The sequence below is a fragment of the Streptomyces sp. NPDC045967 genome, from assembly GCF_056430495.1.
Window position 1 is genome coordinate 595,115 of sequence record NZ_JBWKLE010000003.1, and the last position, 26,978, is coordinate 622,092.

Below are 26,978 nucleotides of genomic sequence, written 5' to 3' on the forward strand. Positions count from 1 at the left end.
CCGAGGAGCTACTCTTTGGGGATCGTCTCAATCGTTGGACATGGGATCAGGAGAGTGGCTGTAGTGACCACCGAACTGCGTCGTCTGCGCAACTACATCGGCGGAGAGTTCAAGGACGCCGCCGACGGGCGGACCACCGAGGTGGTCAACCCCGCCGTCGGCGAGGCGTACGCCACCGCCCCCCTCTCGGGCCAGGCCGACGTGGACGCGGCCATGGCCGCCGCCGCGGCCGCCTTCCCCGGCTGGCGCGACACCACGCCCGCCGAGCGCCAGAAGGCCCTGCTCAAGATCGCGGACGCCTTCGAGGCCCGCGCCGAGGAGCTCGTCGCCGCGGAGTCGGAGAACACCGGCAAGCCGCTGGGCCTCACGGCCAGCGAGGAGCTGCCGCCGATGGTGGACCAGATCCGCTTCTTCGCCGGCGCCGCCCGTCTGCTCGAGGGCCGCTCGGCCGGCGAGTACATGGAGGGCATGACCTCGATCGTCCGCCGCGAGCCGGTCGGTGTGTGCGCCCAGGTCGCGCCGTGGAACTACCCGATGATGATGGCCGTGTGGAAGTTCGCCCCGGCGATCGCCGCGGGCAACACCGTGGTGCTCAAGCCCTCGGACACCACCCCCGCCTCCACCGTCCTGATGGCGGAGATCATCGACTCGATCCTGCCCAAGGGCGTCTTCAACGTCATCTGCGGTGACCGCGAGACCGGCCGGGCGATGGTCGAGCACGCCACCCCCGCGATGGCCTCCATCACCGGCTCGGTGCGCGCCGGCATGCAGGTCGCCGAGAGCGCCGCGAAGGACGTCAAGCGCGTCCACCTGGAGCTCGGCGGCAAGGCCCCGGTCGTGGTCTTCGAGGACGCCGACATCGCCAAGGCCGTCGAGGACATCGCGGTCGCCGGCTACTTCAACGCCGGCCAGGACTGCACGGCCGCCACCCGCGTGCTCGTCCACGAGTCGATCCACGACGAGTTCGTCTCCGCGCTCGCCAAGGCCGCCGCCGACACCAAGACCGGCCGGCCGGACGACGAGGACGTGCTCTACGGCCCGCTGAACAACCCCAACCAGCTCAAGCAGGTCGCGGGCTTCATCGAGCGCCTCCCCGCCCACGCCAAGGTCGAGGCGGGCGGCCACCAGGTCGGCGAGAAGGGCTACTTCTACGCCCCGACCGTGGTCTCCGGCCTCAAGCAGGACGACGAGATCATCCAGAACGAGGTCTTCGGCCCCGTCATCACTGTCCAGTCCTTCGCGGACGAGGCCCAGGCCCTGGCGTACGCGAACGGCGTCGAGTTCGCCCTCGCCTCCTCGGTGTGGACCAAGGACCACGGCCGCGCGATGCGGATGTCCAAGAACCTCGACTTCGGCTGCGTGTGGATCAACACCCACATCCCGCTCGTCGCCGAGATGCCGCACGGCGGATTCAAGAAGTCCGGCTACGGCAAGGACCTCTCCGCCTACGGCTTCGAGGACTACACGCGCATCAAGCACGTGATGACCTCCCTCGACGGCTGACCGACCGCAGCGGTCAGAGCACGCCGCCCACGGGGCGGGCGGTGGACACCCGTCCACCGCCCGCCCCTTCGCGTTCCGCAGGTGGAACGCGGTCGCCGGGCTCTGACCTAGGTCCTGTCGTCAAAGTGGGGCCAGGCGCGACTTTGACGACAGGGCCTAGGGCGCCGGGGCTCCGGTGGCGGGCGGCCCGGCCGTGCCGCGCGGGCCGGGGTCACATGCCGAGTTCGGCGGTCCGTACGGCGCTCAGTGCGTCGACCCGGTTGGTGGTGACGGAGTCGACCCCGGCGCGCACGAGCGCCCGCATCGTCCGCTTCGTGTCCGCGGTCCAGGCCGACACCAGCAGGCCGTCCCGGTGCAGGGCGTCCGTCAGCTCGCGGCTGACCAGGCCGAAGCGGTAGTTGAGCCAGCGCGGGACGACCGCGTCGAGGAGCACCCGGCGCGGCGGCGACAGCGTGGTCCAGGTCAGCGCGATCTCCGCCCCCGGATCGGCGGCGCGGACGGCCAGCATCGTCCGCGGCCCGGCGCAGTAGTAGGTGCGCTCGCGCGCCCCGCACTCGCGGATCTGGCCCACGACCGTCCGCACGGTCTCGTAGGAGGCACCCGGCAGGTCGAGCATCAGCCGTCCCGCCCCCGCCGCCAGCACCGCCTCGCGCAGCGTCGGAACCCCACCCTGCGTCAGTTCCTCGAGCTGGGGGGCGGTGACGGCGTCGAGCCGCACGTCATGGCCCCACAACCGCCGCAGCGTCTCGTCGTGGAGCAGGACCGGCACCCCGTCCCGGGTCAGCCGTACGTCGATCTCGACGGCGTCCGCCCCGCGCGCGAAGGCGGAGCGGATCGAGGGCAGGGTGTTCTCACGGACACGGTAGGGATCGCCGCGGTGGCCGACGGCAGTCAGGGTGCGCATGGCCCCATTCTCGGGGCCGGCGCCGCGGGTGGCCGTGTCAGCGCGCGAGCCATTGCGCCGTGTACGCGTCGATCTCCGCGCCGAGCCGCGCCTTGCCGGCCTCGTCCAGGAAGGAGGCCGCCACGGCGTTCTTCGCGAGCCCGGCCAGGCCGCGCTCGTCGAGGTCGAGCAGGCGCGCCGCCACCGCGTACTCGTTGTTCAGGTCGGAGCCGAACATCGGCGGGTCGTCGCTGTTGATGGTGACGAGCACGCCCGCGGCCACCATCTCCCTGACGGGGTGCAGCTCGAGGTCGCTCACCGCGCGGGTGGCGATGTTGGAGGTGGGGCAGACCTCCAGCGCGATCCGGTGCTCGGCCAGGTAGGCGAGCAGCTCGGGGTCCCGGGTGGAGCTGGTGCCGTGGCCGATGCGCTCGGCGCCCAGCTCGCGGATGGCGTCCCACACGGTCTCGGGGCCGGTGGTCTCGCCCGCGTGCGGCACGCTGTGCAGGCCGGCGGCGCGGGCCCGGTCGAAGTACGGCTTGAACTGCGGGCGCGGGACGCCGACTTCGGGGCCGCCCAGACCGAAGGAGACCAGGCCCTCGGGGCGCAGGTCGACGGCGAGGCGGGCGGTTTCGGCCGCGGCCTCCAGGCCGGCCTCGCCCGGGATGTCGAAGCACCAGCGCAGGATGACGCCGAGCTCGGTCTCGGCGGCCTTGCGGGCGTCTTCGATGGCCTCCATGAAGGCCTTCTCCTCGATGCCGCGGCGGGTGGAGGAATAGGGGGTGATGGTCAGCTCGGCGTAGCGGATGTTCTGCCGGGCCATGTCGCGGGCCACCTCGAAGGTGAGGTGGCGTACGTCGTCGGGGGTGCGCACGAGGTCCACGACCGACAGGTAGACCTCGATGAAGTGCGCGAAGTCGGTGAAGGTGAAGTAGTCCGCGAGCGCCTCGGGATCGGTCGGGACCTTGGAGTCGGGGTGCCGGGCGGCGAGTTCCGCCACGATCCGCGGGGACGCCGAACCGACGTGGTGGACGTGGAGTTCCGCCTTGGGCAGCCCCGCGATGAAGGGATGCAGGTCGGTCATGAGGTGCCTCCGGGAGGACGCGCGCGCGGTCAGGTCGGCCCTCATCGTAGGCACGCCGGTGACCGTCGGTGGCAGCGCATAGCATGGCTGTACGAGAGGGGGGTGCCGCATGAACGACCAGAGCGCTCAGCCGGGGGATCCGTGGGCGCCGCCGGAGCGGCCGGCGGGGGAATTCGGCAGGCAGCAGGCCGCGCCGGGTGCCGGGGGAGCACCGGGCGTGCACGACCAGCCGACCATCGCCGGAATGCCGGGAGCCGATGCCCCGCAGCCCTTTCCCCAGCCTTTCCCGCAGCCCCCCGTCCCGCAACCCGGTCCGGTGCGGACGCCGGCGCCGGGGCCCGCCGCGCCGCCCGCCTACGGATATCCCGCCCAGCCCGACCCGGCGGGTTACGGCTATCCCGCCCCGCCGGTGTACGGGTACCCGGGCGACATGGGCTACCAGGCAGCGCCGCCCGCCTACCCCGGCCCTTCCGGCTATCCGGCCCCGTCGGGCTACCCGCCGTACGCGACGCCGCCGAGCAACGGCTTCGGCGTCACCGCCCTCGTCCTCGGCATCCTCTCCGTCGTGGGCTGCATCACCAGCTTCCTGGCCGTCGGAATCGGGATCGGGGCGGTCGTCTTCGGGGCCCTGGGCAAGGGCAAGGCGAATCGCGGCGAGGCCGACAACGGCGGGATGGCGCTGGCCGGCATCATCCTCGGTGCGGTCGGCATCGTGCTGGGCGCGCTGATGCTGCTCGCCCTGTTCGTGCCGTTCCTGGAGGGGGACTGGGGCGACGGACCGCCCTATGACAGCCCGTACTCCGACTCCCAGGAGCGCGAGAGGATATGAGCCCCGGTCCGACCGTTCCCCTTCCGCGTATCCGGCCCTTCCTGTTCTTCGTGGCCGCGCCGGTGAGCCCGCGGAAGGTGCGCCGGTGCGCGGAACCGGACGGCGCCCGGCCCGCCCGCTAGCCCGCAGCCCCCTGCCCGCCGCCCGCTCAGTCCTGCCGCAGCCGTGCGCGGGCTTCCATCAGGGCGAAGCCCAGCAGGTTCAGGCCCTGCCAGCTGGCCGGGTCCAGGGCGCGCCGGTCGTCGGCCGGCAGGCCGATGCCCCAGACGCGGTCCAGGGGGCTCGCCTCCACCAGCACCCGGTCGCCGGTGGCCAGCAGGTAGGACCGCAGCGCGGGGTCGGAGCCGAACTTGTGCACACTGCCCTCGACGACCAGGGCGAACCGCTCCCGCTCCCACACGGCGTCGTCGAAGCCGCGCACCAGCCGGCCGGCCTTCTTCGCCTCGGCCGGGGTCCGCGCCGACAGGGCCGCGCGCTCCGCCTCGGCGTCGTGGAACAGCCGGGCCTTCCCGGCCATCATCCAGTGCTCCGCCGTCGCGTACCGGACATCACCCACGGTGAACTCGGACGGCCACCACTGGCTCAGGCAGCTCGGCCCCAGGCGGCCGTCGGACCTCGGACGGTGTCCCCAGAACGGCAGGAACTTCACCCGCTCACCACGGCTGACCTGCTCGATCAGCTCCTCGATCATCTCCATGCACGCGAGTGTGGCAGTCGCCACGGACAACTCGTACGGGATTTCGGGCGTGCCTGGACACTTGGTCGACCGAATCCGTCGCGTAATCAAAAGGCAACAACGGAATCACTTGGACGGGGGAGTCTCCTCTGTCAGGATCGGCACTCAATTCGAGCTGTAGCTCGAACTGTAGCTACGGAGAGCGTGAGAGCGTGATGGGCAACCGCTTCCAGGTCAAGGACCGCTTCGCAGACGGCGCGCAGTACATCGACGGACGGCTGAGGGCCGGCACCTCGGGCCGGTCACACACCGTGGTCGACCCGGCCACGGGGGACGAGGTCCTCACCTACGCACTGGCGAGCACGGCGGACGTGGACGAGGCCGTGGCCGCCGCCAAGAGGGCCTTCCCCGCCTGGGCCGGCGCCACCCCGGGGGAGCGCTCGGACGCCCTGCACCGACTGGCCGCCGTCCTGGCCGAGCAGGCCGAGGACTTCGCCCGCGCCGAGTCCCTCCAGTGCGGCAAGCCGATCAAGCTGACCACGGAGTTCGACGTCCCGGGCACCATCGACAACACGGCCTTCTTCGCGGGGGCCGCCCGCCACCTCCAGGGGCAGGCGGCGGCCGAGTACTCCGGCGACCACACCTCCTACGTGCGCCGCGAGGCCCTCGGCGTGGTCGGCTCCATCGCCCCTTGGAACTACCCGCTCCAGATGGCCGCCTGGAAGATCCTCCCGGCCGTCGCCGCCGGCAACACGATCGTCCTGAAGCCGGCCGAGCTGACCCCGCTGACCTCCCTGATGTTCGCGCAGGCCGCCAAGGAAGCGGGCCTGCCCGACGGCGTGATCAACATCGTCACCGGCGCCGGCCCCGAGGCCGGCGAGCATCTGGTCGGCCACCCCGACGTGGTGATGACCTCCTTCACCGGCTCCACCGCCGTCGGGAAGCGGGTCGCCGAGGTCGCCACCGCCACCGTCAAGCGGCTCCACCTGGAACTCGGCGGCAAGGCGCCGTTCCTCGTCTTCGACGACGCCGACCTGGAGGCCGCCGCGCACGGCGCCGTCGCCGCCTCCCTCATCAACACCGGCCAGGACTGCACCGCCGCCACCCGCGCCTACGTCCAGCGCCCCCTGCACGACGCCTTCGTCGCCCGCGTCGCCGAGCTGATGGAGAGCGTCCGCCTGGGCGACCCCTTCGCGCCCACCACCGACCTCGGCCCGCTCGTCTCGCACGCCCAGCGCGACCGGGTCGCCGGCTTCGTGGAGCGGGCCCGGGGCTACGCCACCGTCGTCACCGGCGGCGAGATCCCGGGCGGCGAGCTCGCGCAGGGCGCCTACTACCGGCCCACCCTCATCACCGGCGCCGCCCAGGACAGCGAGGTGGTCCAGTCCGAGATCTTCGGCCCGGTCCTGGCCGTCCTGCCCTTCGACACCGATGACGAAGGCATCGCACTGGCCAACGACACCCCCTACGGACTGGCCGCGTCCGCCTGGAGCCGTGACCTCTACCGGGCGAACCGCGCCACCCGGGAGATCAAGGCCGGCTGCGTCTGGGTCAACGACCACATCCCGATCATCAGCGAGATGCCCCACGGCGGCTACAAGGCCAGCGGCTACGGCAAGGACATGTCGGCCTATTCCTTCGAGGAGTACACCCAGGTCAAGCACGTGATGTACGACAACACCGCGGTGGCCGCCAAGGACTGGCACCGCACGATCTTCGGGGACCGTCCGTAAACCATTCGCGGCCATCGCCGCGTGGGAACCCACCGCCCGACCAGCGGTACACCTCCGAAAGGGCACAGCGCATGGAGCAGTTCGAGCCCGACCGCCTCTCGGCGGCGCAACTCGCCGCGATGCGGCGCAGCCTCACCAGCGGGCGCGGGGCCCTCACCCGCCGCTCGCTGCTGCGTGGCTCCGGAGTCGGAGCGCTCACCCTCGCCGGCCTGGCCGCCCTCTCCGGGTGCGGCATCCCGCCCGCCCAGCGCGCGGGCGACGCGGCGGCGGCCTCCGACGACCACTCGGCACAGGAGAAGGAGATCAACTTCTCCAACTGGACCGAGTACATGGACACCAGCGACGACGAGAAGACCAGGCCCACCCTGGAGGAGTTCACCCAGCGGACCGGGATCGAGGTCAAGTACACCGAGGACATCAACGACAACGTCGAGTTCTTCGGCAAGATCCGCCCCCAGCTCGCCGCCGGCCAGGACACCGGCCGCGACCTGATCGTCGTCACCGATTGGCTCGCCGCGCGCATCATCCGCCTCGGCTGGGCGCAGAAGCTGGACCCCTCCCACCTGCCCCACGCCTACGCCAACCTGATCCCGCAGTTCCGCACCCCCGACTGGGACCCGGGCCGCGCCTACAGCTACCCGTGGACCGGCATCGACACGGTCATCGCCTACAACACCAAGGCCACCGGCGGCAGGAAGGTCGACTCCGTCACCCAGATGCTGGACGACCCCACCCTCAAGGGCCGGGTCGGCTTCCTCACCGAGATGCGCGACAGCGTGGGCATGACCCTGCTCGACCAGGGCAAGGACCCGGCGCGGTTCACCACCGCCGACTTCGACGGTGCGCTCGGCCGGCTGCAGAAGGGCGTGGACTCCCGGCAGATCCGCCGCTTCACCGGAAACGACTACACCGCCGACCTCGACAAGGGCGACCTCGCCGCCTGTCTGGCCTGGGCGGGCGACGTCATCCAGCTCCAGGCGGGCAACCCCGACATCCAGTACGCCATCCCCGCCCCCGGCTACATCACCTCCAGCGACAACCTGCTGGTCCCGGCGAAGGCCCGGCACAAGGCCAACGCGGAGAAGCTCATCGACTACTACTACGAGCCCCCGGTCGCCGCCCAGCTGGCCGCGTTCATCAGCTACGTCTGCCCGGTCGAGGGCGTCAAGGACGAACTCGCCAAGATCGACCCCGCGCTCGCGGACAACCCGCTGATCGTCCCGGACAAGGCCATGGCCGCCAAGGCCCACGCCTTCCGCTCCCTGACCAGCGAAGAAGAGACGGCGTACGAGGAGAAGTTCGCCAAGCTCATCGGGGCCTGACGCCCCCCGGCCCAGCCCCTCGAACCCTCCCCACCCAACCCCGGGACCCACCCATGACTGAGCAGACCGCGGGCGGCGACGTCCGCCTCGCCGGGATCAGCAAGCACTACGGCACCTTCACCGCCGTGCACCCGCTGGACCTCACCATCCCCCAGGGCTCCTTCTTCGCCCTGCTCGGCGCCTCGGGCTGCGGGAAGACCACCACCCTGCGCATGATCGCCGGCCTGGAGGAGCCCTCCACCGGCACGGTCAGCCTCGGCGACCGGGAGGTCACCGACCTGCCGCCCTACAAGCGCCCGGTCAACACGGTCTTCCAGAGCTACGCCCTCTTCCCGCACCTGAACATCTTCGAGAACGTCGCCTTCGGCCTGCGCCGCCGCGGCGTCAAGTCGGTCAAGAAGCAGGTCGACGAGATGCTGGAGCTGGTCCAGCTCGGCCAGTTCGCCCAGCGCAAGCCCCACCAGCTCTCCGGCGGCCAGCAGCAGCGCGTGGCCGTCGCCCGCGCCCTGATCAACCACCCCCAGGTCCTCCTGCTCGACGAGCCGCTCGGCGCCCTCGACCTCAAGCTGCGCCGCCAGATGCAGCTGGAGCTCAAGCGCATCCAGACCGAGGTCGGCATCACCTTCGTGCACGTCACGCACGACCAGGAGGAGGCCATGACCATGGCCGACACGGTCGCCGTGATGAATGGCGGACGCGTCGAGCAGCTGGGCGCCCCGGCCGAGCTGTACGAGAACCCGGGCACCACCTTCGTCGCCAACTTCCTCGGCACCTCCAACCTCATCGAGGCCGCCGTGGAGTCCGCCGGCCCCGAGGTGGTCGTCTCCGCCGCCGGAACGAAGCTGCGGCTGCCCGCGTCCCGCTGCGCCACCACCCCGCGCAGCGGCGGCACCCTGCTGGTCGGGGTGCGCCCGGAGAAGATCTCCCTGGTCCCCGCGGCCGAGGAGCACACCATCGCGGCCGGCCGCAACAAGGTCTCCGGCCGGATCGCCGACTCCTCCTTCATCGGCGTCTCCACCCAGTACGTCATCGACAGCCCCGTCTGCCCCGAGCTGGAGGTGTACGCGCAGAACATCGAGCGGGACGGCCGGCTCGTACCGGGCGCCGAGGTGATCCTGCACTGGAACCCGGAGCACAGCTTCGGCCTCGACGCCGCCCAGGACATCGACGCGGGCATCGAGACGGTCGAGGAGTCCGCGTGAGCGTGACAGCCGCGCCCCCCGAGGCGCCCGCCCCCGCCGCGCCCCCGGTGCACCGGGCGGCCCTGCGCAAGCGGCTCGTCCCCTACTGGCTGCTGCTCCCGGGCATACTCTGGCTGCTGGTCTTCTTCGTGCTGCCGATGGTCTACCAGGCCTCCACCTCGGTGCAGACCGGCTCCCTCGAAGAGGGCTTCGAGGTCACCTGGCACTTCCGCACCTACTGGGACGCCTTCACCGAGTACTACCCCCAGTTCCTGCGCTCCCTGCTCTACGCGGGCACCGCCACCGCGCTGTGCCTGCTGCTGGGCTACCCGCTGGCCTACCTGATCGCCTTCAAGGCGGGCCGGTGGCGGGGGCTGCTGCTGGTGCTGGTCATCGCGCCGTTCTTCACCAGCTTCCTGATCCGCACCCTCGCCTGGAAGACGATCCTCGCCGACGGCGGCCCGGTCGTCGCGGCCCTGAACGGCATCGGCTTCCTGGACGTCACCAGCTGGCTGGGCCTGACCCAGGGCGACCGGGTGCTCGCCACGCCGCTCGCGGTCGTCTGCGGCCTGACGTACAACTTCCTGCCCTTCATGATCCTGCCGCTGTACTCCTCGCTGGAGCGCATCGACACCCGCCTGCACGAGGCGGCCGGCGACCTCTACGCCCGCCCCGCGACGGTCTTCCGGAAGGTCACCTTCCCGCTGTCCATGCCGGGCGTGGTCTCCGGGACGCTGCTCACCTTCATCCCGGCGAGCGGCGACTACGTGAACGCCGAACTGCTCGGCTCCACGGACACCCGCATGATCGGCAACGTGATCCAGTCGCAGTACCTGCGGATCCTGGACTATCCGACGGCGGCCGCGCTGTCCTTCATCCTCATGGCCATTGTGCTGATCATGGTCACCATCTACATCCGCCGAGCGGGGACGGAGGACCTGGTCTGATGCGTTGGCTTCGCCGCAACCTCGTAGTGATCGCCGGTCTCGGCACGCTCGCCTACATGATCCTGCCGAACGTGGTCGTGACCGTCTTCTCCTTCAACAACCCCACCGGGCGGTTCAACTACGCCTGGCAGGAGTTCTCCCTCGACGCGTGGAAGGACCCCTGCGGGGTCGCCGACCTCTGCGGCTCCCTCTCGCTCTCCCTCCAGATCGCCCTGTGGGCCACCTTGGGCGCGACCGCCCTGGGCACCGCGATCGCCTTCGCGCTCGTCCGCTACCGCTTCCGGGCGCGCGGCGCGGTCAACTCGCTGATCTTCCTGCCCATGGCCATGCCCGAGATCGTGATGGCGGCCTCGCTGCTCGCGCTCTTCCTCAACATGGGCATCCAGCTGGGCTTCTGGACGATCCTGATAGCCCACGTCATGTTCTGCCTCAGCTTCGTCGTCGCCGCCGTCAAGGCGCGGGTCCTGTCCATGGACCCCAGGCTGGAGGAGGCCGCCCGCGACCTCTACGCGGGCCCGGTGCAGACCTTCGTACGGGTCACCCTGCCGATCGCCGCGCCCGGCATCGCGGCGGGGGCGCTGCTGTCCTTCGCCCTCTCCTTCGACGACTTCATCATCACCAACTTCAACTCGGGCAACACCGTCACCTTCCCCATGTTCGTGTGGGGATCGGCCCAGCGCGGAACGCCCGTGCAGATCAACGTCATCGGCACGGCGATGTTCGTCATCGCCGTCCTGGTGGTCCTCGCCGGCCAGCTGGTCGGCAACCGCCGCAAGAAGGCACAACCGAAGTAGACCCCTGTAGGGAGTTGGAAGCCATGGCCCCAGTCGCCATGCGTAGTGTTGCGAAATCCCTTTCGGAAGCGAAGCCGGTCTCGTACTGGCTGGACGACCCCGGCAAGCCCGCCGCGCAGCCGGCGCTCACCACCGACGAGCGCTGCGACCTGCTGGTCGTCGGAGCCGGCTACAGCGGGCTGTGGACCGCGCTGCTCGCCAAGGAGCGCGACCCCGGCCGGGACGTGGTCGTGATCGAGAGCAAGGAGGCGGGCTGGGCCGCCTCCGGCCGCAACGGCGGCTTCTGCGCCGCCTCGCTCACCCACGGACTCGCCAACGGGCTGGCCCGCTGGCCCGGCGAGCTGGCCACGCTGGAGGAGCTGGGCGCCCGCAACCTCGACGCCATCGAGGAGGCCGTCGCCCGCTACGGCATCGACTGCGACTTCGAGCGCACCGGCGAGATCGACGTCGCCACCGAACCCCACCAGGTCGAGGAGCTGCGGGAACTCCACGCCGAGGCGCGGCGGCTCGGCCTCGCGGGCCGCTCCGAATGGCTCGAGGGCGACGCCCTGCGCGCCGAGGTCGACTCCCCGACCTTCCTCGCGGGCCTCTGGGACCGAGACGGCGTCGCCATGCTCAACCCGGCGAAGCTGGCGTGGGGCCTGAAGCGGGCGTGCCTCGATCTCGGGGTGCGGATCTACGAGAACACCCGCGGCCTGAAGATGGCCTCCGCGGGCCGGGGGATGACCGTCCAGACCCCCTACGGCACGATCCTGGCACGCCGGGTCGCCCTCGGCACCAACATCTTCCCGTCCCTGGTCCGCCGCGTCCGCCCGTTCACCGTGCCGGTGTACGACTACGCGCTGATGAGCGAGCCGCTGGACGAGGCGCAGCGCGCCGCCGTCGGCTGGAAGAACCGGCAGGGCCTGGGCGACAGCGCGAACCAGTTCCACTACTTCCGGATCACCAAGGACCACCGGATCCTGTGGGGCGGCTACGACGCGATCTACCCCTACCGCGGGAAGCTCGACTCCGAGTACGACCACCGCCCCGAGACCTACCTCACGCTCGCGGAGCACTTCTTCACCGCCTTCCCGCAGCTGGAGGGCCTGAAGTTCAGCCACGCCTGGGGCGGGGCGATCGACACCTGCTCGCGCTTCTCGGCCTTCTTCGGCACCGCGCACGCCGGGAAGGTCGCCTACGCGGCCGGCTACACGGGGCTGGGGGTGGGCGCCACCCGCTTCGGCGCGGACGTGATGCTGGACCTGCTCGACGGGGCCTCCACCGAGCGCACCCGGCTGGAGATGGTGAAGTCCAAGCCGATGCCGTTCCCGCCCGAGCCCTTCGCCTGGACCGGGATCACCCTCACCAAGTGGTCGCTGGCCCGCGCCGACCGCCACGGCGGGCACCGCAACCTCTGGCTGCGCACCCTCGACCGCCTCGGCCTCGGCTTCGACAGCTGACCCGCGGCGCCCACGCCCGCCTCCCGGGCGCGCCCCCCGGTGCGCACCGCCGGTTCGGCCCGTGACCCGCTTCACCCCCACGGGTCGGCCGAACCCGCGTCATGGCCGCGCCCGGCCCCGCTCTCTCCCGGTGAGGACTTTCACCGACCGAGACGAACGGAGGCCGGGCGATGACGACCCCGGTGGACAAGGCGGCAGTCGAGTGGCTCGTATCCGCGGCGCCGGATCCGGACGCCGGCCGGCGGCAGTGGGAGCGCGATCCCCTCCGGGTGCTCCTGCTGCCCGCCGGCATCCGCTGGGACGTGCTGATCCTGCCCGGGGCGCTGGGGCGGGCCACCCTGGGCGTACTGGACCTCCTCCTCGAACGGCCCGGCCCGGTGCTCGCCGACCTCGGCGGCGCGGGGCCGGGCCGCCGCCCGGTCCACCGGCTGGGCTTCTTCGTGCCTCCGGGCACGGCGTCCCGCTGGATCGGCACGGGGGTACGGGGAGCGGGGCGCGGGAGCTGGATCGTGGTCCCGCGTCCCGGCCGGGCGGCCGGCGGGATGCGCTGGCTCGTGCTCCCCGACGGGGAGGGGACCCTCACCGACCCGGCCGTGCTGGAGCTCGCCATGCACGAGGCGGCCGCGCGCGGGGTGGCGCAGGAGGGCGGGAAGCCTTGACAAGGCCATTGGTCTGGACCATGTTGGGCGCCGCTGAGATCCTCCATCCCCCCATGTCCCGGAGGCAGTTGTGCGCAGAGCCTGGTCCCTCCTCACGGCCGCCGCCCTGGCGGCGGCCGGCTTCCTCGCCGCGGGCCCGCCGGCCGCCGCGGCCGACGCCGACCTCGTACGCAACGGCGGCTTCGAAGCCGGCCTCGACGGCTGGAACTGCTCGGCGGGCAGCGGAGCGGTCGTCACCGGCCCCACCCACAGCGGGAGTTCGGCCCTCAAGGCCACCCCGGCCGGTCAGGACAACGCCCGCTGCGCCCAGAGCGTCACCGTCAAGCCCGACGCGACCTACACCCTGTCCGCCTGGGTGCAGGGCGCGTACGCGTACCTCGGCGCGAGCGGGACCGGCACCACCGACGTGTCCGCCTGGACGCAGAGCCCCGGCGCCTGGAAGCAGCTGACCACGAGCTTCCGCACCGGCCCGTCGACCACCTCCGTGACGGTGTACACCCACGGCTGGTACGGCCAACCCGCCCACTACACCGACAACCTCACCCTGATCGGCCCCGACCCCGGCGGCCCGGGCCAGCCCCTGCCCCCGGCCGCCCCCACCGGCCTGACCGCCGCCGCCTCCTCCTCGACCTCGGTCTCCCTGTCCTGGACCCCGGTGCCCGGTGCCACCTCGTACACGGTCCACCGCGACGGCGCCGCACCCCTGCCCGCCACCTCCGCCCAGGCGACCGTGACCGGCCTCACCGCCTCCACGACCTACACCTTCCGGGTCGGCGCGGTGAACGCGGCGGGCGAGTCGCCGAGGAGCGCGCCCGTCTCCGTCACCACGCCGAGCGGTGGCGGCGGCGGGGGCGGCGGCCTGCCCGCACACGCGCTCGTCGGCTATCTGCACGCCGGCTTCGCCAACGGCTCCGGCTATGTACGGATGGCGGACGTGCCCGCCTCCTGGGACGTCATCAACCTCGCCTTCGGCGAACCGACGTCCGTGACCTCCGGCGACATCCGCTTCCGGCTGTGCCCCGTCGCCGAGTGCCCGAACGTCGAGACCCCGGCGGAGTTCAAGGCGGCCGTGAAGGCCAAGCAGGCCGCGGGCAAGAAGGTGCTCATCTCGATCGGCGGCCAGAACGGCCAGGTCCAGCTCGCGACCACCGCCGCCCGCGACACCTTCGTCTCCTCCGTCGGCAGGATCATCGACGAGTACGGGCTCGACGGCCTCGACATCGACTTCGAGGGGCACTCCCTGTCCCTCGCCGCCGGGGACACCGACTTCCGGGCGCCCACCACCCCGGGAATCGTCAACCTGATCTCGGCCCTGAAGACCCTGAAGGCCAGGTACGGGCCCGACTTCGTGCTGACCATGGCCCCCGAGACCTTCTTCGTCCAGCTCGGCTACCAGTTCTACGGCTCCGGCCCCTGGGGCGGCCAGGACCCGCGCGCCGGCGCCTACCTGCCGGTCATCCACGCCCTGCGCGACGACCTCACCCTGCTCCACGTCCAGGACTACAACTCGGGGCCGATCATGGGCCTCGACAACCAGTACCACTCCATGGGCGGCGCGGACTTCCACATCGCCATGACCGACATGCTGCTCACCGGCTTCCCCGTCGCCGGGAACACCGCCCGCGTCTTCCCGCCGCTGCGCCCCGAGCAGGTCGCCATCGGCCTGCCGGCCACGCCGAACGCGGGCAACGGCCACACGCCGCCCGCCGAGGTGGCCAAGGCGTTGGACTGCCTGACGAAGAAGGTCTCCTGCGGCGGCTACCAGACGCACGGCACCTGGCCCGCCCTGCGCGGTCTGATGACGTGGTCCGTCAACTGGGACCGGTTCGGCGGCTGGGAGTTCAGCCGGAACTTCGACGCGTACTACGGGGGCGCCGGCTGACCCACCGCACGCCCAGCAGCAGGGGCGTGCACATCAGCAGGCTGGCCAGCACGTCCAGCGGCCAGTGCCAGCCCCGCAGGACCAGCCCGACGGCCGTCGCCCCCGTGAGCACGAGGGCGGCGGCCGTCGGCCACGCCCGGCGGGTGTACGGGCGCACGAGCAGGGCCGCGCCGAGGTAGGCGACGGCCGCGGTGGCCGTGTGGCCGGAGGGGAAGTAGCCGGCGGCCCAGGGCTCCAGGGGGCCCGGCCGGGCGGTCCACAGCTTGAGGGGGACGACCAGGGCCGGTACCAGGGCCATCGCCAGCCCGGCCGCCCCGGCCGCCGGGGCCCGGCCGCGCCGGGCGGCGTACGCCATGGCCAGGACGAGTACGGGCACGGCGACGAAGATGCCGCCCAGGTCCGAGAGGCGCTCGGTGACGGGATCGGGGACCGTGCGCACCAGCGTGCGGCTCAGTGCGTGGTCCGGGACCAGCAGGGGGCCGGAGGCCAGCACCTGCCAGGTGACCAGGAGGAAGAGCAGACCGCAGACGGCGGCGGCCAGGAGGGGGATGGCCGGCCGTCCCGGAACAGGGGGGATGGTTCCGGGACGGCCGCCCGGATCGGGTTGCCGCTCGCCCCGGGGGGTTTGGGGCGGTCGGCTGTCCGATCGGTGAGGAGTGTGCGCGAACGCATGTCCGGCACGGTGCTGGGGAAGCCCGGTGCCGAAATCGCCCCCGGTCACCCGGGAACGGGGTGTCTCACTCATCTGCAGAAACCGTACGCCAGCCAGAAGGGGGCCGACAGCGGGAACGCGCACCCGCCATCGGCCCCCCACTCTTTCTTCACAGCGTCCGACCGTTACCGGCGGTAGGGGCCGGCCGCCGCGCGTACGTGTTCGCGCCGCTCGATCAGATGGTCGCGAACGCGGCCTCGAGGATGTCCAGGCCCTCGTTCAGCAGGTCCTCGCCGATGACGATCGGCGGCAGGAAGCGGAGCACGTTGCCGTAGGTGCCGCAGGTGAGGACGAGCAGGCCCTCCGCGTGGCAGGCCTTGGCCAGCGCACCGGCGGCCTCCGGGAACGGGGTCTTGGACGCGGGGTCCTTGACCAGCTCGATCGCGATCATGGCACCGCGGCCGCGGATGTCGCCGATGATCTCGTACTTCTCCTGCATGGCCGACAGGCGGGCCTTCATGACCGACTCGATCCGCTGCGCCGCGGCGTTGAGGTCGAGCTCCTTCATCGTCTCGATGGACCCGAGCGCACCGGCGCAGGCCACCGGGTTGCCGCCGTACGTGCCGCCCAGGCCGCCCGCGTGGGCGGAGTCCATGATCTCGGCGCGGCCGGTCACGGCGGCGAGCGGCAGACCGCCCGCGATGCCCTTGGCGGTGGTGATCAGGTCCGGGACGATGCCCTCGTCCTCGCACGCGAACCACTGGCCGGTGCGGCAGAAGCCGGACTGGATCTCGTCGGCGACGAAGACGATGCCGTTGTCGTTGGCGAACTTCACGATCGCGGGCAGGAAGCCCTTCGCCGGCTCGATGAAGCCGCCCTCGCCGAGCACCGGCTCGATGATGATCGCGGCGACGTTGTCGGCGCCGATCTGCTTGGTGATCTGGTCGATCGCCTGGGCGGCGGCCTCGGGGCCGCAGTTCTCGGCGCCGGTGGGCCAGCGGTAGCCGTAGGCGACCGGGACGCGGTAGACCTCGGGGGCGAACGGGCCGAAGCCCTGCTTGTACGGCATGTTCTTCGCGGTCAGCGCCATCGTGAGGTTCGTACGGCCGTGGTAGCCGTGGTCGAAGACGACGACGGCCTGGCGCTTGGTGTACGAGCGGGCGATCTTGACGGCGTTCTCGACGGCCTCGGCACCGGAGTTGAACAGCGCCGACTTCTTGGCGTGGTCACCCGGGGTCAGCTCGGCGAGGGCCTCGCAGACCTCCACGTAGCCCTCGTAGGGGGTGACCATGAAACAGGTGTGGGTGAAGTCCGCGAGCTGCGCGGAGGCGCGGCGCACGACGGCCTCGGCGGAGGCGCCGACCGAGGTCACGGCGATGCCCGAGCCGAAGTCGATCAGGCGGTTGCCGTCGACGTCCTCGATGATGCCGCCGCCCGCGCGGGCCGTGAAGACCGGGAGCACGGAGCCCACGCCGCCGGCCACCGTCTCGAGGCGGCGGGCCTGCAGCTCCTGCGACTTGGGGCCGGGGATCGCGGTGACGATGCGGCGCTCCTGCGGGACAGCGGTCATGGAGGGCTCCTGGGGGGTGTTTTCGGACGCACTTGTCTCTTTGTCCGCAGGCTAGGCCCGGCGGCGGGTGTCCTGCATGCTCCGTTCGGGAGTGGTGCCCGCGTGTCCTTGTCCGCGACGGCCATAGGGCGGCCCGTCCGGGCTTGCGCGGACCGCGCGGCGAAACCCGGTGCGGGTACGGCCCGCGGCCGCCGCCGGGCCACTACATTGAGCGGCGCAGCGCAGGAACGGCAGGGGGCAGGGGTTTCATGGACACCGACGGCACGCACGAGACGCGCCCGCCCGGTACCGGGCGGATCCCCCGGCCGGCCGGCCCGCCGCCGGGCCTTCCGCCGCGGCCCTCCCACGCGCCCGCCACCGGGCCGACGCTGGGGGAGTGGCTGCGCGTCCCGCGCGTCCAGGACGGGCCGGGGGTCTGGTCGTACGGGCACGTGCCGCGGGCCGCCGAGGAGCCCGAGGAGACCCCGACCCGCCAGCTGGTCAGCGGCGCCCTGATCGCCCTGCTGGCCGGGCTCCTGCTGTGGTCCCTGCTCTGGAACATGTACCTCGGCGGCTTCTGGCTCTGGCCCCTCTACATGTTCACGCCCGACTCCTGGGCGCACACCGACGCGGCGGTCGCGGCCTCCTACGTCTGGTACGCCCTCGTCATCGGCGCCCTGGCCGTCGGCTTCGGCCGTCTGGGCCGCTGGCCCGAGCTGGCCCGCCGGGTCTTCGCGGGGCGGGCCGCCAGGACGCCCGGCCCGGCCGGCCCGGCCCGGCCGGAGGCGGGCGGCGCGCAGGACCCCGAGCGCTGGCCGCAGCTGCGGGCGGCCGGGCTGGACGAGGCCGCCGACCGGCTCCAGGGGGAGGCCGGGGCCGGGCGGATGAACGACGTGGACTACACCCGGATCCGGCGGGCCTGGGACTCCGTGCGCGCCGACCCCGCGCGCCTGCGGGCCTTCGCCGACGCCGTGCGGGACAAGGGCGCCGGAGCGTGCGCGCACCCCTCCGGGGCACGGGACCTGCCCGTCCGCGCCGCCCGCCACGACCTCCTGGCCCGGCAGGTCATGCTCGGCGCCGTCGAGGACGGCCCGCGCAACCCCTACGTCCGGCGCGGCACCGCGCTCGCCCTGGACCCCGGGGTGCTGGGCACCTCGCTGCTCGCCGTCGGCCCCTCGGGATCGGGCAAGACCCGGAGCCTGGTCCGGCCCGTCGTGGAATCCCTCGCCCTCCAGGCGCTCGCGGGACAGGCCGCCGTCGTCGCCGTGGGCGCGGCGGGGAGCCGACTGGGCCCGGACAGCGCCTACGACGTGGTGGTCCGCGTCGGCGACCCGCAATCCGTCTACGACCTCGATCTCTACGGCGGCGCCACCGACCCCGACGAGGCCGCCACCCTCCTGGCCGAGGCCTTCGTGGGAGACGTCCCCGGCATCGAGGTCCGCCGGGCCGCGACCGCGCTCGCCCAGCTCCTCGGCCCCTTCCGCACCGCCTACGGCCGCTTCCCGTCCGTGCCCGAGCTGCGCGAACTGCTCGACCCGCCGCCGGACGCCTTCGGCGCCCTGCGCCGGGAACTGGCCGCGTCCGGACAACAGGCCATGCTCCGCGAGCTCGACGCCCGGGAGCGGCAGCACCGGGCCCCGGGCGACCCCGGCCCGGCCCTCGCCGACCGGGTGGCGCTGCTCGACCGGCCCGCCTTCGCCGCGTTCTTCGACACCACCGGCCAGAACCGGCCGTTCTCCCTGCGCACCCTGGAGCACCCCATCCGCGTCCGCGTCGACCTGCCCGAACGCGGCCACGCGGACGCCTCCCGGATGCTGGCCCGGCTGCTGCTCGCCCAGTTCAACGCCGCCGCTGCCGCCCGCGCCGACCGCTCCCTCTTCGCCTTCCTCGCCCTCGACGACGCCGCGCACACCCTGACCCCGCAGACCGTCCGGGGCGTGCAGCGGCTGCGTTCGGCGAACGCGGGAGTCCTGCTCACGCTGCGCACGCTGGACGACGTACCGGAGGAACTGCGCACGCCGCTGCTCGGCTCGGTCGGCTGCCGGATGGCCTTCTCCGGGGTCACCACCTGGGACGGCAAGCGCTTTGCCGAGGCCTGGGGCACCGAGTGGGTCGAGGCGCGCGACGTCACCCACCGCACCGTCTTCGCCGACCAGCCGCTGACCCGGCTGATCCACGCCTTCCGCAAGCTCGTCACCGGCAAGGCCGTCACCACCGACGCGGTCACCGTCCGGCAGGTGGAGCGCGAGCGGTGGTCCGCCTCCGACCTGGCGCACGCCGTGCCGCCCGGCCACGCGGTGCTGTCGCTGACCTCGGTCCAGGGGGAGCGGGCGGCTCCGCTGCTGGTGCGGCTCGGCACAACGGCCTGAGCCGACCCGTACGAGGTGGCAGAATCGAGAGGAGCCGTTCATACCTCGCGGCGAAAACGGGTGCGGCCCCTCTGATGCGCTTCGGCCGAACCCCTTCCGCCGTCCCCTCCCGCTAAGGCCCCTGGTACCCGATGCCGCTCACCCTCGCCTCGCTTGTCCAGCACTCGGCCCTGAAACTCGGCGTCCGGGCCGGCGAGAGCCGCCTCGACACCCCCGTGCGCTGGGCCCACGTCAGCGAGCTCACCGACCCCGTGCCCTACATGGAGGGCGGGGAGCTGCTCCTGATCACCGCGATGAAACTGGACGCCGAGAACCCGGCCGAGACGGGCCCCTACGTACGCCGCCTGGCCGCTGCCGGGGTCGTCGGCATCGGCTTCGCGGTCGGCGTCAACTACGAGGCGGTCCCCGACGCGCTGGTCGAGGCCGCCCGCGCGGAGGACATGCCGCTGCTGGAGGTACCGCGGCGGACCCCCTTCCTCGCCATCAGCAAGGCCGTCTCCGCCGCGCTCGCGGCCGACCAGTACCGGGCCGTCACCGCCGGTTTCGAGGCGCAGCGCGAGCTGACCCGGGCCGCCCTCTCCGCCGACGGGCCCGCCGAGCTGCTGGCGAAGCTCGCCGCGCACGTGCACGGCTGGGCCGCGCTGTACGACGCCTCCGGCTCGGTCGTGGCGGCCGCCCCCGAGTGGGCGGCCCGGCGCGCCGCCCGGCTGACCGCTGACGTGGAGCGGCTGCGGGAGCGGCCGGCGCCCGCGAGCGCCGTCGTCGGCGGCTCGGAGGACCGGGTCGAACTGCAGTCGCTGGGCACGGGCCGGCGGGCCCGGGGCGCCCTGGCCGTCGGCACCGGGGCCCCGCTGGGCACGGCCGAGCGGTACGCCGTGCACTCCGCGGTCGCGCTGCTCACCCTCACCACCGAGCGCTCCCGCTCGCTGCACGACGCCGAGTCCCGGCTGGGCGCGGCCGTGCTGCGGATGCTGCTGGCCGGGGAGGCGGAGCACGCGCGGGCCGTCGCCGGGGACCTGTACGGGGCCCTGCTCGAGGCGCCGTTCCGGATGATCACGGCCGAGGCCGCGCTGCCGGCCACGGCCCAGCCGGAGGGGCTGGCCTCGCTGGCCGACACGGTGGAGTCGGCCGCGTCCCGCGCCGGCGAACCGCTGCTGGTGGTCCCCGAGCCGGGCCGGCTCGTGGTCCTGGCCGCCGACGGGGGAGCGGCCGTCCAGGCGTGCCTGGACCACGCGGAGGCGCTGGAGGCGCGCCGCGGCCGGGACGCCGCCGGCCCCGAGCCCGACGAACTCGTGGTCGGCCTGTCCGCGCCGGCCGGCCCCGCCACCGTCGCCGCCGCCCTGAAACAGGCCGACCAGGCCCTGGCCGTGGCCCGGCGCCGGGGCCGTCCCATGGTGGAGCACGAGGAGATGGCGGCGGGCTCCGTCCTGCCGCTGCTCGCCGACGACGCCGTACGAGCCTTCGCGGACGGCACCCTGCGCGCCCTGCGGGAGCACGACGCGACCGGGCGCGGCGACCTGGTGGCCTCCTTGCACGCCTGGCTCTCCCGGCACGGCCAGTGGGACGCGGCCGCGGCCGACCTCGGCGTGCACCGGCACACCCTGCGCTACCGGATGAAGCGGGTCGAGGAGATCCTCGGCCGCTCCCTGGACGACCCGGACGTCCGGATGGAGCTGTGGCTCGCCCTCAAGGCGTCCCCGAGCCCCGCCTGAGCCGGCCGACACTGACAAACCGGCGAAGCGGGGACGGCGGGCGCTCCACCCCGGACAAACGCCGAAAGCGCCGCCGAGTCCTACGGTGGAGGGGACAGCCGCCACCGCACACTCGAAGGGCCGGGATTCGCATGACTTCCACCCACGCCTTCTGGCTCGCCGGCCGCCTGGCCACCGGCGAGGACAGCTTCGACGTCCACTCCCCGTGGGACGGACGCCTGGTCGGCACGGTCAGCGTGCCCACCGACGCCCAGGTCGAAGAGGCCGTGGCCGCGGCGCACGCCGTGACGGCGGAGTTCTCCGCGACCCCCGCCCACGTGCGCGCCGCCGCCCTGGACCACGTCTCCAAGCGGCTGGCCGAGCGCACCGAGGAGATCGCCCAGCTGATCTCCGCCGAGAACGGCAAGCCGATCAAGTGGGCGCGCGGCGAGGTCGGCCGCGCGGTGTCCGTGTTCCGCTTCGCCGCGGAAGAGGCCCGCCGCTTCAACGGCGGAGACGCCCAGCGCCTCGACACCGACGCCGGCGGCGTGGGCCGTCTCGCGCTGACCCGCCGCTTCGTCAAGGGCCCGGTCCTCGGCATCGCGCCCTTCAACTTCCCGCTGAACCTGTGCGCCCACAAGGTGGCCCCGGCCATCGCGGTCGGCGCGCCGATCATCCTCAAGCCGGCCCCCGCCACGCCGCTGTCCGGCCTGATCCTCGGTGAGCTGCTGGCCGAGACCGACCTGCCGGCCGGCTCCTGGTCGGTGCTGCCGGTCGCCAACGAGAAGATGCCCGCCCTGGTCAAGGACGAGCGCCTGCCCGTCATCTCCTTCACCGGCTCCGACACCGTCGGCTACGCCATCCAGCAGTCGGTGCCCCACAAGCACTGCACGCTGGAGCTCGGCGGCAACGCCGCGGCCGTGGTCCTCGCCGACTGGTCCTCCGAGGCCGACCTCGACTGGGCCGCGACCCGCATCGCGACCTTCTCGAACTACCAGGCCGGCCAGTCCTGCATCTCCGTCCAGCGCGTGATCGCCGACGCCTCGGTCTACGACCGGCTCGTGGAGAAGGTCGTCGCGAAGGTGCGGGACCAGGTCACCGGCGACCCCTCCGACTCCGCCACCGACGTCGGCCCCCTGGTCTCCGAGGACGCCGCCCGGCGCGTCGAGGCCTGGGTCGATGAGGCGGTGTCCGCCGGGGCCAAGCTGCTCACCGGCGGCGAGCGCGAGGGTGCCTCCTACGAGCCGACCGTGCTCGCGGAGGTCCCGGCGGGCGTCAAGCTCGCCACCGAGGAGGTCTTCGGCCCGGTCCTGACCCTCCAGCGCGTCGAGAACACCGACGAGGCCTTCGCCGCGGTGAACGACTCCAAGTTCGGTCTGCAGACCGGCGTCTTCACCCGCGACATCCAGGTCGCCTTCCGCGCCCACCGCGAGCTCGAGGTCGGCGGCGTGGTCGTCGGCGACGCGCCGTCCTACCGCGCCGACCAGATGCCCTACGGCGGCGTCAAGCAGTCCGGCGTGGGCCGCGAGGGCGTCCGCTACGCGATGGACGACTACACGTACGAGCGGGTCCTGGTCCTGACCGGCCTCGACATCTGATCCCGTACGCCTCACGAACCGACGGCCGGAGCCCACTGTGCGGGGGCTCCGGCCGTCCCCCTTCGCGCGACTGGCCGAGCAGGACCGCGAGCAGGATGACGGCCATGCCGACGATCTGCGGGCCGGACAGCGTCTGGCCCTTCACCAGGTACCCCAGCAGGGCGGCCACGACCGGGCTGCCCAGTGCGAGGAACGAGACGGCCACGGCCGGCAGGCGTTCGATGCCCCGGAACCACACGACGTAGCTCAGGACCGCGCCCAGGGTGACGAGGTGGGCGAACCCGAGGACGTGGGAGCCGGTGAGGCCGTCGGGGAGGTCCTCCAGCGCCGGCCAGAGCGGCAGCAGGAGCAGTCCGCCCGCCGTGAGCTGCCATCCGGTGAACGTGAGCAGGCCGACGCCCTCCGGCCGGCCCCACCGCTTGGTCAGGGTGATGCCCGCGGCCATGCACAGGGCTCCGCCGACCGCGGCGAGGACTCCGACGGTGTCGAGGCATGCCGTGCCCTTGAAGACGAGCAACATCACGCCCCCGGCGCCCATCGCGCAGGCCAGGGCGTGGACTCCTCTGGCCCTTTCGCCGAGGAAGAGGGCGGCGAGGATCACGACGAACATGGGCTGTGCCGACATGATCATGGCGGCGATGCCGCCCGGAAGCCGGTAGGCCGCGACGAAGAGCAGGAAGTTGAAGGCTCCGATGTTGAGGGCGCCGAGGACCAGAGCGCGCCACCACCAGACGCCCACGGGAAGCCTTCGGCCCAGGGCCAGCAGGACGAGGCCGCCCGGCAGGGCCCGCACGGTGGTCGCCAGGAGCGGCCGGTCCGGTGGCAGCAGCTCGGTGGTCACCAGGTAGGTGCTGCCCCAGATGGCCGGGGCCAGAGCGGTCAGGGCCGCGACGGGTCCGTGCCGGCTGCTCTGCATCGTGCCTCACATCCCGTGGGAGCCGTCGTTCGCTCGGCGTCGCGCTCGCGTCAGGGCCGAGGACGTTCCCGCCTGTGCGGGGTCATCAGTCTCGGCGCCGCCCGATCGATGAGTCCAACACATGGTTGTCATGCGATCGATCTGCTCTCACGATGGATCCATGGAGCTCCAGCAGATGCGGTACGTGATCGCCGTGGCCGAGACGAACAGCTTCACCAGGGCTGCCCAACGCTGCCTGGTGGTCCAGTCCGCGCTCAGCCACCAGATCGCGCGCCTGGAGAAGGAACTGGGTGCGAGGCTCTTCGAACGGACCAGCCGCCGGGTCCGGTTGACCCCGGCGGGCGCTGCCTTCCTGCCCGCCGCCCGCCAGTGCCTGGACGCCGCGGAGCGGGCCGCCGCCGAAGTCGCGGCGGCCGTCGGGGAGGTGCGGGGACGCCTCGCGGTGGGGCTGATCCCGACCGTCGCCGCCGTGGACCTTCCCAACGTCCTCAAGGACTTCCACCAGCGTCATCCGAAGGCCCGGATCAGTCTCAGCGTGGGAGCGAGCGACGAGCTCGTCGAGCGGGTCAGGGAGGGCGAGCTCGAGGTGGCCTTCCTCGGCATTCCGGTCACGGCCCGCCCCCGGGGCGTCAAGGCCCGGGAGCTGGCCCGGGAGCGGCTGGTCGCCGTGGTCTCCCCGGACCACCCGCTCGCCGGCGAGCCCTCGGTCGACCTCCGTCGGCTGTCCCGCGAGGTGTTCGTGGAACTCCCGGCGAAGACCGCCGGCCGCGCCCAGTCCGATCTGGCCTTCGCCGCCGCCGGCCTCACCCGCGAGGTCGTCTTCGAGGTGACGAACGCGGACTACCTGGCCCGTCTGGTCGGTGCGGGCCTGGGCGTGGCCCTCCTCCCGCCCGCCTATGTCGCGGGCCTGGCCGGGCTGGTCGTGATCGAGGTCACGGACGCGCCGGCCCGCGCCGAGTACCTGATCTGGGGCCGGGAGGGCCTCACCCCGGCGGCCGCGGCCTTCCTGGAGCTGTTGGGCGTCGGGGCGGAGTGAACCCGGGCCGACGCGGGCGGCGGTTGCGGCCGGACGCGTGAAGATGCGGGGCGGGAAGCCCGGCATCTCGGCGGCCTGCCCTTTCCCGCCGTTCCTTCCCGGCGACATTGGGTACGACTCACTGGTACCACCGGTCGGCAGGCCGGTGGGCCATCCGACTCGGCGGCGAGGTGAGCCCCCTCATGTCCGCAACACAGCCCGTACGGCCCAAGGTGACCGAGCGCGAGGCACGGCAGGTCGCGGAAGCGGCCCGGGAGCAGGACTGGCGCAAGCCCAGCTTCGCCAAGGAGCTCTTCCTCGGCAGGCTGCGCCTGGACCTGATCCACCCGCACCCGCTCCCCCCGGACGAGGACGTCCGGCGCGGCGAGGCCTTCCTCGCCCGGCTGCGGACCTTCTGCGAGAACGAGCTCGCGGCCGGCACGCCGGCCCGCATCGAGCGCGAGGCGAAGATCCCCGACGAGACCGTGCGCGGACTCAAGGAGCTCGGCGCCCTCGGCATGAAGATCGACGTCAAGTACGGCGGCCTCGGCCTCACCCAGGTCTACTACAACAAGGCGCTGGCCCTGGTCGGCTCGATCAGCCCCGCCATCGGCGCCCTGCTCTCCGCCCACCAGTCCATCGGCGTCCCGCAGCCGCTGAAGACCTTCGGCACGCAGGAGCAGAAGGACACCTACCTGCCGCGCTGCGCCACCAGCGCCATCAGCGCCTTCCTGCTGACCGAGCCGGACGTGGGCTCGGACCCGGCGCGGCTGGCGACCACGGCCGTCCCGGACGGCGAGGACGGCTACGTCCTGGACGGGGTCAAGCTGTGGACCACCAACGGGGTGGTCGCCGACCTGCTCGTGGTGATGGCCCGGGTGCCCCGGAGCGAGAACCACCGGGGCGGGATCACCGCCTTCGTCGTCGAGGCCGACTCGCCGGGGATCACCGTCGAGCACCGCAACGCCTTCATGGGCCTGCGCGGGTTGGAGAACGGCGTCACCCGCTTCCACGGGGTACGGGTCCCCGCCGACCAGCGCATCGGCGCCGAGGGCGCCGGCCTCAAGATCGCCCTGACCACGCTGAACACCGGACGGCTGTCGCTGCCCGCGATGTGCGTCGGCGCCGGCAAGTGGTGCCTGAAGATCGCCCGCGAGTGGTCCGGTGTACGCGAGCAGTGGGGCCGGCCGGTCGCCGGTCACGAGGCGGTCGGCGCGAAGATCTCCTTCATCGCCGCGACCACCTTCGCCCTCGAGGCCGTCGTCGACCTCGCCTCCCAGATGGCGGACGAGGACTGCAACGACATCCGCATCGAGGCCGCCCTCGCCAAGCTGTACGGCTCGGAGGTGGCCTGGCTGATGGCCGACGAGCTGGTCCAGATCCGCGGCGGCCGCGGCTTCGAGACCGCCGAGTCCCTCGCCGCCCGCGGCGAGCGCGCCGTCCCCGCCGAGCAGATGCTCCGCGACCTGCGCATCAACCGGATCTTCGAGGGCTCGACCGAGATCATGCACCTGCTGATCGCCCGCGAGGCCGTCGACGCCCACCTGTCGGTGGCGGGCGACCTCATCGACCCCGACAAGGACCTCGGCGACAAGGCCAGGGCGGGCGCCCGCGCCGCCGGGTTCTACGCCCGCTGGCTGCCGAAGCTCGCCGCCGGGGCGGGCCAGGTCCCCGGGACGTACCGCGCCTTCCACCCCGCGGGCCATCCGGACCTCGCCACCCACCTGCGCTATGTCGAGCGCGCCGCCCGCAAACTCGCCCGGTCCACCTTCTACGCCATGTCCCGCTGGCAGGGCCGGATGGAGACCAAGCAGGGATTCCTCGGCCGGATCGTCGACATCGGCGCCGAACTGTTCGCCATGAGCGCGGCCTGCGTCCGCGCCGAGCACCTGCGCGCCACCGGCGACCACGGCCGCGAGGCGTACCAGCTGGCCGACGCCTTCTGCCGGCAGTCCCGGATCAGGACCGAGGAGCTCTTCGGCCGGCTGTGGAGCAACACCGACGCCCTCGACCGCAAGGTCGTCGAAGGGGTCCTGGGCGGCACGTACACCTGGCTGGAGGACGGCGTCATCGACCCCTCGGGCGACGGCCCCTGGATCGCGGACGCCGCCCCCGGCCCCTCGGCCCGGGACAACGTGCACCGCCCCCTGCGCTGACCTGCGATCATCGCCGTACGCCGGACGGGCGTACGAGGATGGGTGCGCGGGCGGGGACACCCGTACGCGCACCGGCACGGGCAGGGCGGAGAGAACG

The 26,978-nt window shown here is 72.7% G+C and carries 21 protein-coding genes; 15 read left to right on the top strand and 6 right to left on the bottom strand.

Annotation, left to right across the window (positions count from 1 at the left end; genetic code table 11):
* The first annotated feature begins 63 nt into the window (after nt 1–63).
* A complete protein-coding gene (locus AC07FY_RS09675; protein ID WP_479002979.1) occupies nt 64–1,503 on the top strand; it encodes a gamma-aminobutyraldehyde dehydrogenase in 1,440 nt (479 codons plus the stop codon).
* Nucleotides 1,504–1,714: 211 nt separating this feature from the next.
* Here the strand turns inward: AC07FY_RS09675 and AC07FY_RS09680 are convergent, their stop codons facing one another.
* Both AC07FY_RS09680 and AC07FY_RS09685 read right to left on the bottom strand, forming a co-directional pair.
* On the bottom strand, nt 1,715–2,407 hold the full coding sequence (locus AC07FY_RS09680; protein ID WP_479002981.1) for a glycerophosphodiester phosphodiesterase: 693 nt from the start codon (nt 2,405–2,407) through the stop codon (nt 1,715–1,717).
* Between the two features lie 37 nt (nt 2,408–2,444).
* Nucleotides 2,445–3,470 carry an adenosine deaminase gene (locus AC07FY_RS09685; RefSeq protein WP_479002984.1) on the bottom strand — a complete coding sequence of 342 codons (1,026 nt, stop codon included), beginning with the start codon at nt 3,468–3,470 and terminating at the stop codon, nt 2,445–2,447.
* Between the two features lie 109 nt (nt 3,471–3,579).
* On the opposite strand from AC07FY_RS09685, the gene AC07FY_RS09690 reads away from it, so the two are divergent.
* Nucleotides 3,580–4,299 carry a DUF4190 domain-containing protein gene (locus AC07FY_RS09690; protein ID WP_479002987.1) on the top strand — a complete coding sequence of 240 codons (720 nt, stop codon included), beginning with the start codon at nt 3,580–3,582 and terminating at the stop codon, nt 4,297–4,299.
* Nucleotides 4,300–4,447: 148 nt separating this feature from the next.
* Here AC07FY_RS09690 and AC07FY_RS09695 read toward each other — a convergent pair whose 3' ends face one another.
* On the bottom strand, nt 4,448–4,996 hold the full coding sequence (locus AC07FY_RS09695; RefSeq protein WP_479002990.1) for an NADAR family protein: 549 nt from the start codon (nt 4,994–4,996) through the stop codon (nt 4,448–4,450).
* Nucleotides 4,997–5,190: 194 nt separating this feature from the next.
* On the opposite strand from AC07FY_RS09695, the gene AC07FY_RS09700 reads away from it, so the two are divergent.
* From AC07FY_RS09700 to AC07FY_RS09735, 8 genes are all read left to right on the top strand, one after another.
* The gene (locus tag AC07FY_RS09700) at nt 5,191–6,708 is read left to right on the top strand and encodes a gamma-aminobutyraldehyde dehydrogenase (RefSeq protein WP_479003211.1); all 1,518 of its coding nucleotides are present in this window, start codon (nt 5,191–5,193) and stop codon (nt 6,706–6,708) included.
* 71 nt (nt 6,709–6,779) lie between these two features.
* Entirely contained in the window at nt 6,780–8,030 is a 1,251-nt protein-coding gene (locus AC07FY_RS09705) for a polyamine ABC transporter substrate-binding protein (protein WP_479002993.1), read from the top strand.
* Nucleotides 8,031–8,083: 53 nt separating this feature from the next.
* Nucleotides 8,084–9,232, top strand: coding sequence for an ABC transporter ATP-binding protein (locus AC07FY_RS09710; RefSeq protein WP_479002996.1), 1,149 nt, complete (start codon nt 8,084–8,086; stop codon nt 9,230–9,232).
* Nucleotides 9,229–10,158 carry an ABC transporter permease gene (locus AC07FY_RS09715; RefSeq protein WP_479002999.1) on the top strand — a complete coding sequence of 310 codons (930 nt, stop codon included), beginning with the start codon at nt 9,229–9,231 and terminating at the stop codon, nt 10,156–10,158. The genes AC07FY_RS09710 and AC07FY_RS09715 overlap by 4 nt, the downstream gene beginning before the upstream one ends.
* The gene (locus tag AC07FY_RS09720; RefSeq protein ID WP_479003002.1) at nt 10,158–10,952 is read left to right on the top strand and encodes an ABC transporter permease; all 795 of its coding nucleotides are present in this window, start codon (nt 10,158–10,160) and stop codon (nt 10,950–10,952) included. The genes AC07FY_RS09715 and AC07FY_RS09720 overlap by 1 nt, the downstream gene beginning before the upstream one ends.
* A gap of 23 nt (nt 10,953–10,975) precedes the next feature.
* Nucleotides 10,976–12,394, top strand: coding sequence for an NAD(P)/FAD-dependent oxidoreductase (locus AC07FY_RS09725; RefSeq protein WP_479003005.1), 1,419 nt, complete (start codon nt 10,976–10,978; stop codon nt 12,392–12,394).
* Between the two features lie 170 nt (nt 12,395–12,564).
* On the top strand, nt 12,565–13,053 hold the full coding sequence (locus tag AC07FY_RS09730) for a hypothetical protein (protein ID WP_479003008.1): 489 nt from the start codon (nt 12,565–12,567) through the stop codon (nt 13,051–13,053).
* Between the two features lie 70 nt (nt 13,054–13,123).
* Complete coding sequence (locus AC07FY_RS09735; RefSeq protein WP_479003010.1) at nt 13,124–14,935, top strand: chitinase; 1,812 nt, start codon at nt 13,124–13,126, stop codon at nt 14,933–14,935.
* Here the strand turns inward: AC07FY_RS09735 and AC07FY_RS09740 are convergent.
* Nucleotides 14,895–15,680: a phosphatase PAP2 family protein gene (locus AC07FY_RS09740; RefSeq protein WP_479003013.1), complete on the bottom strand. Its 786-nt coding sequence runs from the start codon at nt 15,678–15,680 to the stop codon at nt 14,895–14,897. The genes AC07FY_RS09735 and AC07FY_RS09740 overlap by 41 nt on opposite strands.
* A gap of 142 nt (nt 15,681–15,822) precedes the next feature.
* Nucleotides 15,823–17,157: a 4-aminobutyrate--2-oxoglutarate transaminase gene (gabT, locus tag AC07FY_RS09745; protein WP_479003016.1), complete on the bottom strand. Its 1,335-nt coding sequence runs from the start codon at nt 17,155–17,157 to the stop codon at nt 15,823–15,825.
* A 248-nt stretch (nt 17,158–17,405) separates the two neighbouring features.
* Here gabT and AC07FY_RS09750 point away from each other — a divergent pair, with 248 nt between their 5' ends.
* The 3 genes from AC07FY_RS09750 to AC07FY_RS09760 all read left to right on the top strand — a co-directional run bounded on the left by AC07FY_RS09750 (nt 17,406) and on the right by AC07FY_RS09760 (nt 22,794).
* Complete coding sequence (locus AC07FY_RS09750) at nt 17,406–19,505, top strand: ATP-binding protein (protein ID WP_479003019.1); 2,100 nt, start codon at nt 17,406–17,408, stop codon at nt 19,503–19,505.
* A gap of 131 nt (nt 19,506–19,636) precedes the next feature.
* Nucleotides 19,637–21,217: a PucR family transcriptional regulator gene (locus AC07FY_RS09755; RefSeq protein ID WP_479003022.1), complete on the top strand. Its 1,581-nt coding sequence runs from the start codon at nt 19,637–19,639 to the stop codon at nt 21,215–21,217.
* A gap of 131 nt (nt 21,218–21,348) precedes the next feature.
* A complete protein-coding gene (locus AC07FY_RS09760; RefSeq protein ID WP_479003024.1) occupies nt 21,349–22,794 on the top strand; it encodes an aldehyde dehydrogenase family protein in 1,446 nt (481 codons plus the stop codon).
* Here AC07FY_RS09760 and AC07FY_RS09765 read toward each other — a convergent pair.
* Nucleotides 22,700–23,710 (bottom strand): EamA family transporter, encoded by a 1,011-nt coding sequence (locus AC07FY_RS09765; RefSeq protein WP_479003026.1) that lies wholly within the window; start codon nt 23,708–23,710, stop codon nt 22,700–22,702. The two genes, AC07FY_RS09760 and AC07FY_RS09765, sit on opposite strands and share 95 nt — an antisense overlap.
* 160 nt (nt 23,711–23,870) lie before the next feature.
* On the opposite strand from AC07FY_RS09765, the gene AC07FY_RS09770 reads away from it, so the two are divergent.
* Nucleotides 23,871–24,746, top strand: a complete 876-nt coding sequence (locus AC07FY_RS09770) for a LysR family transcriptional regulator (RefSeq protein ID WP_479003029.1) — start codon at nt 23,871–23,873, stop codon at nt 24,744–24,746.
* Between the two features lie 182 nt (nt 24,747–24,928).
* The gene (locus AC07FY_RS09775; RefSeq protein ID WP_479003032.1) at nt 24,929–26,881 is read left to right on the top strand and encodes an acyl-CoA dehydrogenase family protein; all 1,953 of its coding nucleotides are present in this window, start codon (nt 24,929–24,931) and stop codon (nt 26,879–26,881) included.
* The last annotated feature ends 97 nt before the right edge of the window (nt 26,882–26,978 follow it).